This window comes from Mucilaginibacter sp. P4_E8 (genome assembly GCF_056401495.1).
Genome location: NZ_JBFUJG010000018.1, coordinates 67,261 through 82,921, shown reverse-complemented (window position 1 = coordinate 82,921; position 15,661 = coordinate 67,261). Strand labels below are relative to the sequence as shown.

Here is a 15,661-nt window from a genome sequence, read left to right as displayed (position 1 = left end):
ATGCTATAGTGTGCGTATTACGTTTCGCACCTAAGTTTTTAACTTGCTCAACAATGCTTTTGGCATCATAACCGCATTCGGCCCAAAGTTCGGGCTGTTCGCCGTGTTCTATGATCTTATCAGGTATTCCAAGGCGTTTTACCTGAGTTTTATGATAACCATTATCTGCCATAAACTCAATTATGGCACTTCCCATTCCTCCTTCAAGGCAACCATCCTCCACAGTAATTACCTTATCAAACTTCTGAAATACATCGTGTAATAAGGCTTCATCAAGCGGTTTTACAAAACGCATATCATAATGTGCAGGGTAATAACCTTCAGCATTCAAATCGGCGGTAGCTTTTACCACTTCGTTACCTATGGCCCCTATTGATAAAATGGCTACATCATCGCCATCGCATATTTTACGGCCTTTACCAACAGATATTGCCTTAAACGGACGCTGCCAGTCAACCATCACTCCACTACCGCGGGGGTACCTGATCACAAAGGGGCCCATGTTATCCTGTTGTGCAGTAAACATCAGGTTACGCAGTTCTTCCTCATTCATAGGTGCCGATACCGTCATATTAGGTATGCAGCGCATAAAGGCCAGGTCATAGGCACCGTGGTGTGTTGGTCCGTCGGCACCAACCACGCCAGCTCTGTCCAAACAAAATATAACATTTAGTTTTTGTATGGCCACATCATGTATCACCTGGTCATACGCCCTTTGCATAAAGCTTGAATATATGTTGCAAAAAGGTATTAAACCCTGGGTAGCCAATCCTGCCGAAAAAGTAACCGCATGTTGCTCGGCTATTCCAACGTCAAAAGCACGTGTTGGCATAGCTTTCATCATCAGGTTTAGGGAGCATCCGGAAGGCATGGCCGGGGTAATACCCATAATTTTAGGGTTTTGCTCGGCCAGTTCAATAATGCTAAGACCAAATACATCCTGATATTTAGGAGGCTGTGGTTTCTCGTATTTTGTTTTTTTGATCTCGCCGGTTATCTTGTCAAATAAGCCTGGCGCATGCCATTTGGTCTGGTCTTTTTCGGCTAAGGCGTACCCTTTGCCTTTAACCGTAACACAATGCAATAATTTTGGCCCGGGTATATCGCGCAGGTCTTTTAGCACTTTTACCAGGTGATTTACATCGTGCCCGTCAATGGGGCCAAAGTATCTGAATTTTAAAGCTTCAAAAAAGTTGCTCCGTTTAAGCAGCGTTCCTTTTATGCTTTTTTCAATCTTCTGTGCTATTTTAAAGGCATCAGGCCCTATGGCCGATAGCTTTGCCAGCACATGGGCTATATCATCCCTAAAGCGGTTATAAGGCTTCGAGGTGGCAATATCAGTAAGGTATTCTTTTAAAGCACCCACGTTTGGGTCAATTGACATGTTGTTATCGTTCAGGATCACCAGCAGGTTTGAACTTTCAATACCGGCATGGTTAAGGGCTTCAAATGCCATACCTGCTGTCATGGCCCCATCGCCAATAACGGCCACGTGCTGCCTGTCGGTCTCGCCTTTATAATGTGAAGCCACGGCCATGCCTAAAGCTACAGATATAGAGGTAGAGGAGTGCCCTACGCCAAAAGTATCGTATTCACTTTCTGACCGTTTAGGAAAACCGCTAATACCTTTATATAGGCGGTTAGTATGAAAAGCTTCGCGACGGCCGGTCAGTATTTTATGCCCGTAAGCCTGGTGGCCAACATCCCAAACCAATTGATCGTATGGGGTATTTAAAACATATTGCAGGGCAACTGTTAGTTCAACAACACCAAGACTGGCGGCAAAGTGGCCGCMGTTTACCGATACTACATCAATAATATACTGGCGCAACTCCTGGCAAACCCGTTCAAGCTCATTTTCATTAAGTTGCTTTAAATCAGATGGATAATTTATTTTTTGCAACAAATCTCCGGCTGGTACCTGCATTGACATTTGTAAGAATATTTGACTTACAAAGTAAGTTATTTATTTATAAAAACAGGCCATATAAATGTATTTATTGTTTCGAATTGTAGTATCAGGTAGTTAGTATCGAGTATCAAGACGGTAATATTTTGCAAGTTTTTTAAAACATCTTGATACTCGATACTAACTACTTGATACTAAAAAACCTTATTTTTGGGCTTATATTTATGACCGACGACAGCTTTGCCATAAGATTACCCCAGTTTGAAGGTCCGTTTGATCTGCTGCTTTTTTTTATTGAAAGGGACGAACTGGATATTCATGATATACCCATAGCCCGTATTACCGACGATTTTTTAAACTACATACATCAAATGACCAGTCTTAACATGGAGCTGGCCAGTGAGTTTATTTTTGTAGCGGCTACCCTAATGCGTATAAAGGCCAAAATGTTGCTGCCCCGGTATGAAGCAGATGAGGCAGGCGACGAAGCCGATACCAAAGAGAACCTGATCAGAAAACTGATAGAGTATAAGAAATTCAAAGAGCTATGTGATGAACTGCGACCTTTTGAAGATGAGCGGTTTAAGCAGGAAAAACGTGGTAATATTAAACATGATCTGGAACAGGTTGAAAAAGTAACACTACCGGGCGAAGAACTATCGGAAATAAGTTTGTATAAATTAATGATGGTTCATGAGCGGGTAATGAAAAATTACCTGAACCGCAGCGAAGAGGTTCACCATACAGTAGTGCAATACCCTTACACTATCGAAAAACAAAAAAAGGCTATTGATGATCTGTTGAAGATCAATAAAATGCTTGATTTTAAAGCCATTGCCGGGCAGTCAGAAAACAAAGTGCATTTTGTATACAACTTTTTAGCCGTTTTAGAAATGCTGCAGCAGGAACTGATAGATATACAAATAGGGCTGGGATATAATAACTTCTGGATATCGGCCAGGGGGATTAGCTAAAAGCGGAAAGCTAAAGGCTAAAAGCTTGATAGTCCGAAAGAGAGCTTTTAGCATTAGGCATTTAGCTTTATGCTTCTGATGTAATGGGCAAAGGTTCAAGGCTTAATACAAAAAAGCTTTAAGCTTTTAGCCTTTAGCTTTAGGCTTTTTACTAACTTAGGGCCGTTTTAATAATATATAATGAAAAGAGACAAATTAATTTTTAAGCTACTGGATGAAGAGCAGCAACGCCAGGAAGAAGGCATTGAGCTGATAGCGTCTGAGAATTTTGTAAGCCGTCAGGTTATGGAAGCGGCAGGATCTGTTGCTACCAATAAATATGCCGAAGGTTTACCGGGTAAACGTTATTATGGCGGTTGCCAGGTAGTTGACGAAATTGAGACCATTGCTATTGATAGGGCTAAGCAATTATTCAATGCAGAGTGGGCCAACGTACAACCGCATTCAGGTGCGCAGGCTAATGCCGCGGTTATGCTGGCTTGTTTGCAACCCGGCGATAAAATATTAGGATTTGATCTGTCACATGGTGGCCACTTAACACATGGTTCGCCGGTTAACTTTTCAGGTAAATTATATGAGCCTCACTTTTATGGCGTGGTTAAAGAAACCGGTTTGGTTGATTATAAACAACTGGAAAAGGTTGCACTTCAGGAAAAACCAAAACTGATCATTTGCGGAGCTTCGGCTTACTCGCGCGATTGGGATTACGAATTTATACGCAAAGTAGCTGATAAGGTAGGCGCTTTGGTACTGGCCGATATTGCGCACCCGGCCGGGCTTATTGCAAGAGGGTTATTAACTGATCCGCTGCCGCATTGCCATATTGTTACTACTACTACACACAAAACATTACGCGGACCACGTGGCGGCCTTATTTTATTAGGCAAGGATTTTCCGAATCCTTATGGTATAAAAACACCTAAGGGCGAAATCAGGATGATGTCGTCATTACTGGATATGGCTGTTTTCCCCGGTACACAGGGCGGCCCGCTTGAGCATATCATAGCTGCTAAAGCCATAGCTTTTGGCGAAGCATTAAGCGAAAGCTATATGAAGTACGTACTGCAAGTTAAAAAGAATGCCAATGCCATGGCCGAAGCTTTTGTTAAGCGCGGTTATGAGATCATATCAGGAGGTACCGATAATCATTTAATGCTGATTGATCTGCGTAATAAAAATATTACCGGTAAAGCTGCTGAGAATGCTTTGGTAACAGCCGATATCACTGTGAACAAGAACATGGTACCTTATGATGATAAATCGCCATTTGTAACTTCGGGTATACGTGTAGGTACTGCAGCTATTACTACCCGCGGTATGAAAGAGAAACAAATGGATCACATTGTTGAATTGATAGATGCTGTAATTACCGATCCTGAAAATGAACTTTCTTTGAAAAAAATACGTAAAAAGGTTCACAAGCTGATGTACGACTACCCTTTGTACAGAGAGAACGGCTCGGATTAATAAATGGCTATCAGGCAGGAGGAACATTTAAATACAGAAAAAGAGCGTTTAGCAGCCCTGAGGTCATATCATGTATTAGATACATTGCCCGAAAAGGAGTATGATGCTATTACACGTCTCACATCTTATATATGTAATGTACCCGGTGCCTTCATCACTTTAATTGATGCTGACAGGCAGTGGCTTAAATCGAAATTTGGCGCCGGCATGGATGAAATTCCACGTGCCGGCGCTTTTTGCAATCACACCATCCTCCATGATGATATCCTGGAAATAGAGGACACCCTGCAGGATGATACTTTTAAGGATAACATTTTTGTTACTACTCAAAATGTACGTTTTTATGCCGGTGCGCCATTAATTGATCCCGACGGGCATCATTTAGGGTCGCTCTGTGTTATTGATACCGTACCCCACCACCTGAGCCCCGAGCAGCGGGATGCCTTACGGATATTGGCCGATGAGGTAATGTCGCACTTTATACTGCGCAAGCAAAAACATGATCTGGAAGAAAGCCTGGCGCTTCACAAGGAGTTCCGTGAACTTTTTGACAGCTCACCCGATATTCATTGTATTTTAGACCGCAATTTTAAAATTGAACGGATCAACCAGTCTGTAAAACCGATTTTAGGTTATAACGCGGATGAGGTGACCGGAAAACCGATATGGGATTTCTTCAGGGAGAAGGAAAGGGATATGTTTCTGAGCCAACTGCAGAATGGTTTAAACGGCGAGGATAAATTTGAATTTGAAACGCCCATTTTCACACCCGATCATGCTGTTAAATGGTTAAGCTGGGTGGCGAAATTTAAAGACGATAAATGGTTTGCCAGTGGCAGGGATGTAAGCTATCAGAAACAGGTTGTAAAAGAGCTTAAACAGTTATCATTAGTAGCCAGCAAAGTTAGCAATGGCGTAGTAATAAGCAACGTTGCCGACGAAGTAGTGTGGACAAACGAAGCATTTGAAAATATTACAGGCTACAGCTTTGCCGATGTTGAAAATAAGCACATTGCGGCCACGCTAAAGGGTAGGCCGGTTGATAAAGCGGCTATTGAAAGATTAGAAACATCTATAAAAAAGAAAGAATCATACGAAGTTGAGCTTTTGATAAACCGAAAGGATGGTACCCCGATATGGATAACCGTTATCAACTCGGTTATCCGGAATAAAGCAGGGGAGATTGATAAATTTATAAGGGTAATTATCGATATCACTTCGCGTAAAAAAATTGAGCAGGACCTTGAAATTTTATCCTTCGCGGCCAGGAAATCGCCAAGTGGCATTTTTATACGCGATTATCGGGGCCGGGTATTATGGATGAACGAGGCGCTTGAACATATTATCGGCTACTCGTTTGCTGAGCTGGAAGGGAAGGTTGTGGGCACAACGCTTATTGGTGAAGATACTGACCTTGTGGTGTTTGAAAGCGCTGTACAAGCGGTTAAACAAAATAAGCCGTATGAAATTGAAATAAAGATCTATAAAAAAGACGGTACCCCACGCTGGGTATTTTTGTCAAATAGTCCCCTGTTTAATGAAACGGGCAAGGTTGACCGGCAAATTGGTGTTATGGTTGATATAACCGAACGCAAAAAGAGCCAGGAAGAGCTTACCAAGCTCTCTTTAGTGGCCAGCAGTACAACCAGCGGAGTTGTAATTAATGATAATAATGGTAAGGTTGAGTGGGTAAATAAAGCATTTGAACAAATAACCGGATATACCATAGAAGATGTGCGCCATAACCATCTGGGTGATGTACTTAAAGGCGAACTTACTGACGTTGCCAGTATCCAAAAAGCGCGCGAGCTTTCTAAAAATAAACAGTCGTTTGAGGTTGATCTGCTTATTTACCGCAGAGATGGACAGCCTTTGTGGATATCGGTCATTAATTCGGTAATTATTGACAGCCATGGCAATGTTGATAAATATATTGAAGTAATTATTGATATAACGGCCAAAAAGAAGGCCGAAATTGAACTGATACTCGCTAAGGAAGAGGCATTGCAGTTAAGCCGGGCCAAGGATATGTTTATATCGGTTATGAGCCATGAAATACGTACCCCGCTTAATGCGGTTATTGGTATGTCGCATTTATTGCTCGAGGATAATCCAATGGATTCGCAAAAAGAAAACCTGGGTATCCTTAAGTTTTCGGCAGAAAATTTAATGACACTGATCAATGATGTATTGGATTTTACTAAGATAGAAACCGGGAATATTGAACTGGAAAAAGTAAACGTTGACATGCGCGAGCTTATTCAAAGTATTACCAATTCGATGCGGTATAAAGCCGATGAAAAAAATATTTACCTTAGCGAAAGTATTGATGATGCCGTACCACCAATGGTAATAGGCGACCGTACCAGGTTGTGCCAGATACTACTGAACCTGGTAAGTAATGCGGTTAAATTTACGGAAAAAGGCGGGATCAAAATTGACCTCAAAGTTATTCAGCAAACGGAAAAGGATGTACGTATCCGTTTTTCTGTTACAGACACCGGAATTGGTATAGCCAGCAATAAATTGAGTACCATATTTGAACAGTTTAAGCAGGCCGAAATTGATACAACACGTAAATATGGAGGGACTGGTTTAGGGTTGGCCATTAGTAAACGGCTAATTGAGTTGCATGACTCCCGGATAAATGTGGATAGCGTTATAGATCAGGGATCTACTTTTTGGTTCACGATAACTTTCAATAAAACAGATAATTATTTAAGCAGTAATAACAATAATGTGGAAGCAGGACTGAAGATAAATATTTTAGTAGTTGATGATAATCAGATAAACCGGTTATTAATTAACAAGATCCTGAAAAAATGGGGCGCTGATGCTGATTTTGCTGAAAACGGTATTGAGGCTATTAACAAAATAGAAAACAACCGTAATTATAATGTAGTATTAATGGATATCCACATGCCCGAAATGGGAGGGCTCGAAGCTACCCAGATCATACGTTCAAAATCCGAATCGTACTTTCAACAATTGCCCATTATTGCTTTAACCGCATCAATGCTCGGTAACCAAATAGGCGAAATAGGTAATGCCGGTATGAACGATTATATATTGAAGCCGTTTGACCCTAAGTCGCTGTACGATAAACTAAGCAGGTACCAACACCAATAAGATATTTGGGATTTCGGATGTTCGATTTTTCACCATTGTTTGTTTTTAATGGTGTTCAAGAGGTCTTCGACGTTTCGGATTTAGGAATTAGTTTTTATTAGAATTTAGAATTTTCTTCCCTTACTGCGCATAGGCAATAGTAGCAATACTCAACTTAAGCCCTGGTATTTTTAGCAGCTCAATTCCGCAGGCTTCAAGTGTTGAGCCGGTTGTTACAATATCATCAACCAGTAAAACGTGTTTGTTCATTAACCTTTCGGGGTGTTTAATCATAAAAACTTCCTGCATGTTCTCAAACCTTGCAAAACGCGACTTGTGGGTTTGTGTTGCTGTAGCTATAGCACGTTGCAGGTTATCATCTTCAACTACAGCGTTTAATTTTTGCGCCAGGCCATTGGCAAAGCAGGTGCTTTGGTTGTAACCACGCTCTTTTAGCCGGCTTTTGTGCAGGGGTACTGGTATGATCAGGTCTGCGGTATTAAAAATGTGATTTTCCATTAACTGTGTGCCAGCCATATTGCCCAGTAAATTACCTATCTGTTGCATTCCCTTATATTTAAAATGGTGCATCAGGCTCTGTACCTTTCCGCCTTTGTTAAAATAGTACAGGGCGTATACAGCCTCTACATTTATTTTGCCATAAAATTGCTTGGCAACAATATTATCGGCCTGTAAATGAAAGTTAGTATAAGGTAAATTGTAACGGCAGTCTGAACAAATGATATGCTCATTGGCCACAAGACTGACCTCACATGCGGGGCAAAGTTCAGGAAACAGTAGTGAAACAAAATCGGCCAGATAGCCGCGCAGCATTTTCATGCTATGAATTTAATGCAGATTTTTTAAACTTCGGCAACCTTTGCTTTTTCTTTAATAGCCAGTTGCCCGCAGGCGGCATCAATGTCTTTACCACGGCTTCGTCGTAAATGGGTGTTAATGCCTTGTTTTTGAAGATAATCAGCAAACGCTTCAACCTTGTCTTCGCCGGCATTAATGTAACTGGCAAAGGCAATAGGGTTATATTCAATGATATTTACCTTGCAGGGCAGGTGCTTGCAAAATTTTGCCAGCTCCATAGCATCCTGAATGCTATCATTAACACCATCAAAAATAATATACTCGTAAGTTACCGGATTTTTGGTTTTGGCGTAATAATATTTTAAAGCCTCGGCCAGCGCCTTTAATGAGTTTTGCTCGTTAATAGGCATTATGGTGTTCCGCTTTTCGTCGTTAGCTGCGTGTAATGATAGGGCAAGGTTAAATTTCACCTGGTCATCACCCAGTTTTTTTATCATTTTGGCTATGCCCGCTGTTGATACGGTAATTCTTTTAGGCGACATGTTCAAGCCGTCTTCGGCAGTGATGCGCTCAACAGATTTCATCATATTGGCATAGTTAAGCAAAGGTTCGCCCATGCCCATATATACAATGTTTGATAAAGGTATGCCATAGTTTTCACGGGCCTGCCTGTCAATCAAAACTACCTGGTCATAAATTTCATCGGGATTAAGGTTTCTTTTACGCTCCATATATCCTGTTGCGCAAAACTTACAGGTAAGACTGCACCCCACTTGTGATGATACGCAGGCCGTCATACGGCCCGGTGTTGGAATTAAAACACCCTCAATTAAGTGAGTATCGTGTAAAATAAAAGAATTTTTTATAGTTTTATCAGCACTAACCTGTGATGAATTAATTTTAACGTTGTTAATAACAAAGTTTTCATCAAGTTTAGTGCGCAGTTCTTTTGAAATATTGCTCATTTCGTTGAAAGAGAAGCACGATTTTTTCCAAAGCCACTCATAAACTTGTTTAGCCCTGAAACTTTTTTCCTCCATCCGGATAAAATGCTCCTGCAAGGCTTCCAGACTAAGGCTGCGGATATCTATTTTATCTTTTGCATTATTCACAGTGCAAAAGTACTTAAATTTAAAAAAAATCGTCTTGTTTTAAAGTCATTCTTTTTAAGGATAAAAAAACAATAGCTAAAAGTTAATTGTAATTGTTTTTAGGAAGTAATATGAAAAACGTTGTGAGACAGATACTAAGTTAACATATTGAATGAAAAGTTTTAAAGCTGATTACGTTTTTCCTGTTTTTGCCGATCCTGTTAAGAATGGAATAGTTACTATTGATGACCGCGGCAAGATCATCTCCGTTACAGATCATAACAATCCTCCCAATGGTCCTGTTGAGCAGTTAAGTGGCATTATTTGCCCAGGATTTGTAAATACACATTGCCATATTGAATTGTCACATCTTAAAGATAAGATACAACCCGGCAACGGATTGGTGAATTTTGTAAAAGACGTACAGGGTTTCAGAAAAGCCGATGATAAACAAGTACTGGATGCTATTCAAAAAGCCGATGCCGAAATGTACACGAATGGTATTGTGGCAGTTGGCGATATTTCAAACAGTAATTTGAGTATCCCGGTTAAGGCAGCCAGCAAGTTATATTATCATACTTTTGTTGAAACCTTTGGATTTTTACCTCAAAATGCAGAGGAAACTTTCAATAAGGCCATGGAATTGCTGAATGAATTTAAACCGCAATCCTGTTCTATTACACCTCATGCACCTTATTCGGTGTCAAAAGAATTATTTAAGTTGATCAGGAAACATAGCGATTCAGGTCAAAATCTGATCAGTATCCATAATCAGGAGTGCGAGGACGAAAACAAGTTTTACCGTTATAAGTTAGGCGGCTTTATTGGGCTATATGAGCATTTTGGTATTGATATCGGTCACTTTAAGCCACAGGCCCGCAACTCCTTACAATCCATTATTCCACTACTAACCAATAAACAACAGGTTTTGCTGGTGCATAATACCTGTACCAATTTAAAAGACATTTACTTTATAAAACGTTTTGACCGTAAAATAAACTGGTGCTTTTGCCCTAATGCTAATTTATATATCGAAAACCGTCTTCCTAAAATACAGCTCTTCATTGATCAGGGCTTTAATATTACGCTGGGTACCGATAGCCTGGCATCAAACAGCAGCCTGTGTATATTGAGCGAAATGCGCACCATTCAAAAAAAGTTCCCGGCAATCAGTACAGAAAAACTAATTGAATGGGGTACTGTAAATGGTGCCAAATTTTTAGGTATCGACGACGAAAAGGGTACACTTGAACCGGGCAAAGTCCCAGGCCTTAACCTCATTACAGGTTTAGACGGATTAAAGATAACCCCTGAAAGCAAGGTTAAAAGATTGGCATAATTTGAAAAGTAACCGGGCATGCGGGCGATAAATCAAAATTTTCAAATCACCAAATTTTCAAATTAAAAAATGATCAAACATCTCGATATCACTGTAAAGGGTAAAGTTCAGGGCGTTTTTTACCGTAAAGCGACCAAGGCGGTGGCCGACCAGTTGGGCGTGCGGGGTTTTGTTAAAAATGAGCCCAACGGCGATGTTTTTATAGCGGCAGAAGCTGATAATACCACACTTGAAATGTTTATGGATTGGTGTAACGAGGGCCCGCAAGATGCCGAAGTAAGTTCTGTTGAAACCCATGAGGGCGAATTAAAAAACTATCGTAATTTTGAGGTCGTAAAAAAGAGCCTGTAATTTAACAGCTTATTATTTTAATTACCCTATACATCAACATTGTCTACCGCTAAAAAATTTGCAGGTCAAACTGCCATATATGGTTTAAGTACTATTGTATCAAAAGTACTTAGTTTTATTTTAACGCCAATTTATACAAGTGCCTATCAACCAAAGGTATATGGTATATTCACTACGATGTTTAGCTGGGTGTCGCTGCTTAACCCCCTGCTGGCATTTGGTATGGAAACCACTTTTTTCAGGTACGTTAATAAAAGAGACGATCAAAAGCAGGCTGTTTATGACAATGCTTTTGCTACCGTTTTAACTTTATCGGTAGTTTTTTTACTTATTGTTTTCCCGCTAATTAATAACGTAGCAACCTCTATTAGTATTGGTACCAGCAACACCCACGCAGATTATGTATTGTATGTAAAATACTTTATTGCGGTTTTAGTGCTCGATGCTATCAGCGCAATTCCATTTGCTAAAATACGTGCCGATGGGCGCCCGGCCCGTTATGGTATTATCAAGTTTATTAACGTGGTTATTTTTGTAGGCAGTAACCTGGTTTTTATTTATGTACTGCCGTTTATGATCAAACATAACTTTGCCGGTGCCGATTTTATCAGATCGTGGTTCAGGCCAGGTTGGGTGGGTTATGTGTTCATGTCAAACTTTATTTCAAGTGCCGCAACGTTACTATTTATATTACCCGAACTGCTCAAATTCAGGTTCAAATTTAACTGGGTATTATTAAAAGATATGCTGTTGTACAGTTGGCCAATAATGATAGCCAACATATCCTATGCACTTAACGAAAACGTTGATAAACTGCTGCTGGGTAAACTGTTGCCTGCCAAAGAGAGCGCGAATGCGGTAGGTATATATTCGGGCTGTGCTAAAATTTCGCTGTTCCTCAGCATATTCGTTCAGGCTTTCAGGTTAGGGGCCGAGCCGTTCTTCTTTAATCACTCAAAAAATAAAAATGCCAAGCAAACCTATGCCCGTATTATGGATTATTTTGTCATAGCGGTTTGCATCATATTTGTAGCATTGATAGCCAATATTGAACTGCTTAAATATTTTGTAAATAATCATAATTATTGGGTAGGGTTGGGCGTTGTACCACCATTGGTATTTGGTTATGTTAGTTTAGGCATATATATGAATTTATCGGTATGGTACCGCCTGTCTGATCAAACCCGGTATGGGCTGTATATTTCTGGTATTGGCGCGGTGCTTACTTTAATACTAAACTTTATATTTATACCCAAATACAGTTATATGGCTTCGGCATGGATATCATTGGCTGCTTATGCAACCATGATGGTATTATCCTATTTATGGGGACAAAAAAACTACCCCATTCCTTATAATCTTAAAAAGAACCTCGCTTATATCATTGCATCAATAGTGTTGGTGTTTGTATCATTTACGGTATTTAAACGAAACATATTTGCAGGTAACGGTCTTTTGCTGTTATTTGCATTTACCGCATTTTATTTTGAGCGCAAAGAATTAAAAATTATATTTAGTAAACGATGACCATCAGGATAATTAACCGATCAAAAAATAGTTTACCTGCTTATGAAACGGCACATGCCGCCGGTATGGATCTGCGGGCCAATACAGATGAAACCATATTGCTTAAGCCAATGGAGCGTAAATTGATCCCTACTGGTTTGCATATTGAACTGCCCGAAGGTTTTGAAGCCCAGATACGCCCGCGCAGTGGTTTGGCGTTTAAACATGGTATAGGTATTGTTAACTCGCCGGGAACTATTGATGCCGATTATCGCGGAGAGATCAAGGTGTTGCTCATCAATTTTTCGGCTGATGTGTTTGAGATCAATACAGGCGACCGCATTGCCCAGATGGTGATTGCCCGGCACGAAAAAGTGATCTGGGATGATGTGCAGATACTAAATGAAACTAACCGGGGCGAAGGCGGATTTGGCCATACCGGAGTTGGTTCGAAATAGAATCAGGAGGGTAGAATCAATAGATAAGAGCCAGGATACAGGAGCAAGGACAAAAGACAATAGGAATAAAGAGGAAATGGTTGAGGCCGGATAAGAACATGAAGGATCAGGAATTAAGATATGGCAAACAGAATAATAAAACAAGTATCCATTATTTGATGGCGGTCTTGTTTCTTGTTTCTTGTCTCTTAACTCTGAAAGCCAGTGCCCAAAAACCGGCATCCAAGTCCATGAATGCGCTTGACAGCACAATGGTTAGGCAGCTTTTCTTCTCGGCACTGCACGAAAAAACCATCGATAATACAAAGCTGGCTACTGAAATGTTTGAGCGTATATTGCAAACAGATCCTGCAAATGATGCTTCGCTGTATGAGCTGGCCAATCTTAGAAAACGGCAAAATAATTACGAAGGTGCCCAACCACTGCTGGAGAAAGCCGTATCAATTAGTCCTGATAACGAATGGTATTGGGTAGCGCTTGCCGATAGTTATGAAAAAAGTAACAGCATCAATAAACTTGAAAACGTATTTAATCAACTGATCAGGATCAACCCTGATAAACCTGACTATTATTTTGATAAGGCTAATGCTTACCTTCTTTTAAAAAGATATGACGATGCCCTTAAAGTGTACAATCAGTTGGAGCAACTTACCGGGCCAAGCGATGATATTTTGGCCAGCCGGCAAAAAATTTATCTGAAACAGGGCAAAATTGACCAGGCTGCTGCCGAGCTTGAAAAAGCTATAGCCGATAACCCGGATCAGATACGCTACTATTTATTACTTTCCGAAATTTATAATTCGAACGGTTTAAATGACAAAGCCTTGAAGGTTTTACAGCAAGCCGAAAAACTGAATAGCAATAGTGGCATGGTACACCTGGCCCTTGCCGATATTTACAGAGATAAAAAAGACAAAGATGCCAGCTTTAACCAACTTATACTGGCATTCTCAAATCCGGATATCAGCATAGATCAAAAAATAAGGATTATTGCGGGTTACTTTCCCAAATTTCCTGAACCAAATGCCAAAGCCAGCGCACTTGAGCTTAGCCGCATATTAACAGTTACCCACCCCGCTGACGCCAAAGCCTATGCCATTTACGGCGATATGCTGTTGCAGAATGCAAAGAATAAAGAAGCAAGGCAGGCATACAAAAAATCAATTGAACTTAATGAGCAGGTATATGCGGTACATGAACAATTGGTGCGTATAGAACTAAGTGATAACGATATGGACGCCACCATTAAGGATGGCGAAAATGCCCTTTCATTGTTCCCTAATCAGGGCTGGATGAATTATATGGTTGGCGTAGCATGGGCGCAAAAAAAAGATTTTAAAAAAGCTTTGACCTATGTTAAAAATGCAACTTCATTAGAAATTCAGGATAAGGATTTACTTTCGTTAAGCTTTTCATTAATGGGGGATTGTTACCATGACCTTAAGGATAATAAAAGCTCAGATGAAGCTTATGATAAGGCATTAAGCTATAATCCGGATAATGCGTTTACGTTAAACAATTATGCCTATTATTTATCGTTAAGGAATGAGGCTTTAGATAAGGCTGCGCAAATGTCGGCCCGTTCTAATGAACTGCAACCTAACACGGCATCGTTCGAGGATACTTATGCCTGGGTATTATTTAAGCAAAAAAAATATACCGAGGCAAAGGTATGGATGGAGAAGGCATTGGCACACGATAAGGACAATAGTTCGGCCAAATATGAACATTATGGCGATATTCTGTTTTACCTGGGTAACACGGATGATGCTGTACAAAATTGGAAAAAAGCCAAAGACCACGGTAATCAGTCGCCGGTATTAGAGCGTAAAATAAATGAAAAAAAATATATTGAATAAGCTGCTCATTGTTTGCTGCCTGCTGACAATGATAAGTTGTAAAGCACGTAAACAGGTGATAGTAAGCCGCAAGGCCGATTCGGCTGCAAAACCGCTTGATAATGTGAGCAGTAAGCTGGATGCTATAAAGGCAAAACAGGTAAACTTCAATACATTTGCCGGCAGAGCCAAAACCAAGCTTGATATTAATGGCAACAGCAATGATGTTACCTTAAACATACGCATTCAACGGGATAAAAAGATATGGGTTTCCATTACCGCTATTTTGGGCGTTGAAGCAGCACGTGCACTTATTACACCTGATAGTATTTTACTTATTAACCGCCTGCAGGGTGTATATTTAAGAAAACCATTTAGCTATGTATATAAGTATGCCAGCAACCAGGTTAATTATAAAACGCTCGAATCATTATTGATAGGTAACGCGATACCCGAGTTATTGAATGAGAAAGCAGATGTTGTTAATGCAGACGGGAATACGACGCTAAGCGGCAGCCTTCAGGACCTGTTGTATAAACTGATTGTGGGAGCCGATTTAAAGGTTACACAAACAAATTTATCCAATCAAAATGAGGGGCAGTCGTTACAGGTAGTTAACAATACCTTTATACAGGCAACAAATAGGATTATGCCATCAGAAATAGATATAGCATCAGTAGTAAAAGATAAAAAAATACAGGTTAATTTGCATTATACAAAAGCCGACTATGATGTACAGCAGGAATATCCGTTTAGTATCCCTGCCAGTTACGAGGCGGCCAAMTAATTAATTATTTTTGT

Annotated in this window: 12 protein-coding genes; 9 read left to right on the top strand and 3 right to left on the bottom strand. The window is 40.3% G+C overall.

From position 1 onward, the window contains the following. A partial coding sequence (dxs, locus tag AC1DRQ_RS10545) for a 1-deoxy-D-xylulose-5-phosphate synthase (protein ID WP_477424219.1) occupies nucleotides 1-1,927 on the bottom strand: 1,927 nt, incomplete at its 3' end. Between the two features lie 206 nt (nucleotides 1,928-2,133). Here dxs and AC1DRQ_RS10540 point away from each other — a divergent pair. The 3 genes from AC1DRQ_RS10540 (at nucleotide 2,134) to AC1DRQ_RS10530 (ending at nucleotide 7,479) form a co-directional block, all read left to right on the top strand. Then, the gene (locus tag AC1DRQ_RS10540; protein WP_477424217.1) at nucleotides 2,134-2,883 is read left to right on the top strand and encodes a segregation and condensation protein A; all 750 of its coding nucleotides are present in this window, start codon (nucleotides 2,134-2,136) and stop codon (nucleotides 2,881-2,883) included. 180 nt (nucleotides 2,884-3,063) lie between these two features. Next, nucleotides 3,064-4,350 (top strand): serine hydroxymethyltransferase, encoded by a 1,287-nt coding sequence (glyA, locus tag AC1DRQ_RS10535; RefSeq protein ID WP_429400166.1) that lies wholly within the window; start codon nucleotides 3,064-3,066, stop codon nucleotides 4,348-4,350. Between the two features lie 3 nt (nucleotides 4,351-4,353). Further along, nucleotides 4,354-7,479: a PAS domain S-box protein gene (locus AC1DRQ_RS10530; RefSeq protein ID WP_477424215.1), complete on the top strand. Its 3,126-nt coding sequence runs from the start codon at nucleotides 4,354-4,356 to the stop codon at nucleotides 7,477-7,479. Between the two features lie 120 nt (nucleotides 7,480-7,599). Here the strand turns inward: AC1DRQ_RS10530 and AC1DRQ_RS10525 are convergent, their stop codons facing one another. After that, nucleotides 7,600-8,298 (bottom strand): ComF family protein, encoded by a 699-nt coding sequence (locus tag AC1DRQ_RS10525; protein ID WP_477424213.1) that lies wholly within the window; start codon nucleotides 8,296-8,298, stop codon nucleotides 7,600-7,602. Between the two features lie 23 nt (nucleotides 8,299-8,321). Continuing rightward, complete coding sequence (gene rlmN, locus AC1DRQ_RS10520; RefSeq protein ID WP_429400163.1) at nucleotides 8,322-9,389, bottom strand: dual-specificity RNA methyltransferase RlmN; 1,068 nt, start codon at nucleotides 9,387-9,389, stop codon at nucleotides 8,322-8,324. A 151-nt stretch (nucleotides 9,390-9,540) separates the two neighbouring features. Between rlmN and AC1DRQ_RS10515 the strand changes: the two genes are divergently transcribed. From AC1DRQ_RS10515 to lolB1, 6 genes are all read left to right on the top strand, one after another. Beyond that, complete coding sequence (locus tag AC1DRQ_RS10515) at nucleotides 9,541-10,707, top strand: amidohydrolase family protein (RefSeq protein ID WP_477424211.1); 1,167 nt, start codon at nucleotides 9,541-9,543, stop codon at nucleotides 10,705-10,707. Nucleotides 10,708-10,776: 69 nt separating this feature from the next. Further along, nucleotides 10,777-11,058, top strand: a complete 282-nt coding sequence (locus AC1DRQ_RS10510) for an acylphosphatase (RefSeq protein ID WP_429400161.1) — start codon at nucleotides 10,777-10,779, stop codon at nucleotides 11,056-11,058. A 39-nt stretch (nucleotides 11,059-11,097) separates the two neighbouring features. Further along, entirely contained in the window at nucleotides 11,098-12,585 is a 1,488-nt protein-coding gene (locus AC1DRQ_RS10505; RefSeq protein ID WP_477424209.1) for a lipopolysaccharide biosynthesis protein, read from the top strand. Continuing rightward, a complete protein-coding gene (dut, locus tag AC1DRQ_RS10500; RefSeq protein ID WP_429400159.1) occupies nucleotides 12,582-13,022 on the top strand; it encodes a dUTP diphosphatase in 441 nt (146 codons plus the stop codon). The genes AC1DRQ_RS10505 and dut overlap by 4 nt, the downstream gene beginning before the upstream one ends. A 98-nt stretch (nucleotides 13,023-13,120) precedes the next feature. Then, nucleotides 13,121-14,881, top strand: a complete 1,761-nt coding sequence (locus AC1DRQ_RS10495; RefSeq protein ID WP_477424208.1) for a tetratricopeptide repeat protein — start codon at nucleotides 13,121-13,123, stop codon at nucleotides 14,879-14,881. Further along, on the top strand, nucleotides 14,859-15,647 hold the full coding sequence (gene lolB1, locus AC1DRQ_RS10490) for a lipoprotein insertase outer membrane protein LolB1 (RefSeq protein WP_477424206.1): 789 nt from the start codon (nucleotides 14,859-14,861) through the stop codon (nucleotides 15,645-15,647). Before AC1DRQ_RS10495 ends, lolB1 begins: the two co-directional genes overlap by 23 nt. Nucleotides 15,648-15,661 lie beyond the last annotated feature (14 nt).

Coding starts and splice junctions, on each gene's coding strand:
- AC1DRQ_RS10540 (WP_477424217.1), top strand. CDS start 2,134: ATGACCGACGACAGCTTTGCCATAAGATTACCCCAGTTTGAAGGTCCG.
- glyA (WP_429400166.1), top strand. CDS start 3,064: ATGAAAAGAGACAAATTAATTTTTAAGCTACTGGATGAAGAGCAGCAA.
- AC1DRQ_RS10530 (WP_477424215.1), top strand. CDS start 4,354: ATGGCTATCAGGCAGGAGGAACATTTAAATACAGAAAAAGAGCGTTTA.
- AC1DRQ_RS10525 (WP_477424213.1), bottom strand. CDS start 8,298: ATGAAAATGCTGCGCGGCTATCTGGCCGATTTTGTTTCACTACTGTTT.
- AC1DRQ_RS10515 (WP_477424211.1), top strand. CDS start 9,541: ATGAAAAGTTTTAAAGCTGATTACGTTTTTCCTGTTTTTGCCGATCCT.
- AC1DRQ_RS10510 (WP_429400161.1), top strand. CDS start 10,777: ATGATCAAACATCTCGATATCACTGTAAAGGGTAAAGTTCAGGGCGTT.
- dut (WP_429400159.1), top strand. CDS start 12,582: ATGACCATCAGGATAATTAACCGATCAAAAAATAGTTTACCTGCTTAT.
- AC1DRQ_RS10495 (WP_477424208.1), top strand. CDS start 13,121: ATGAAGGATCAGGAATTAAGATATGGCAAACAGAATAATAAAACAAGT.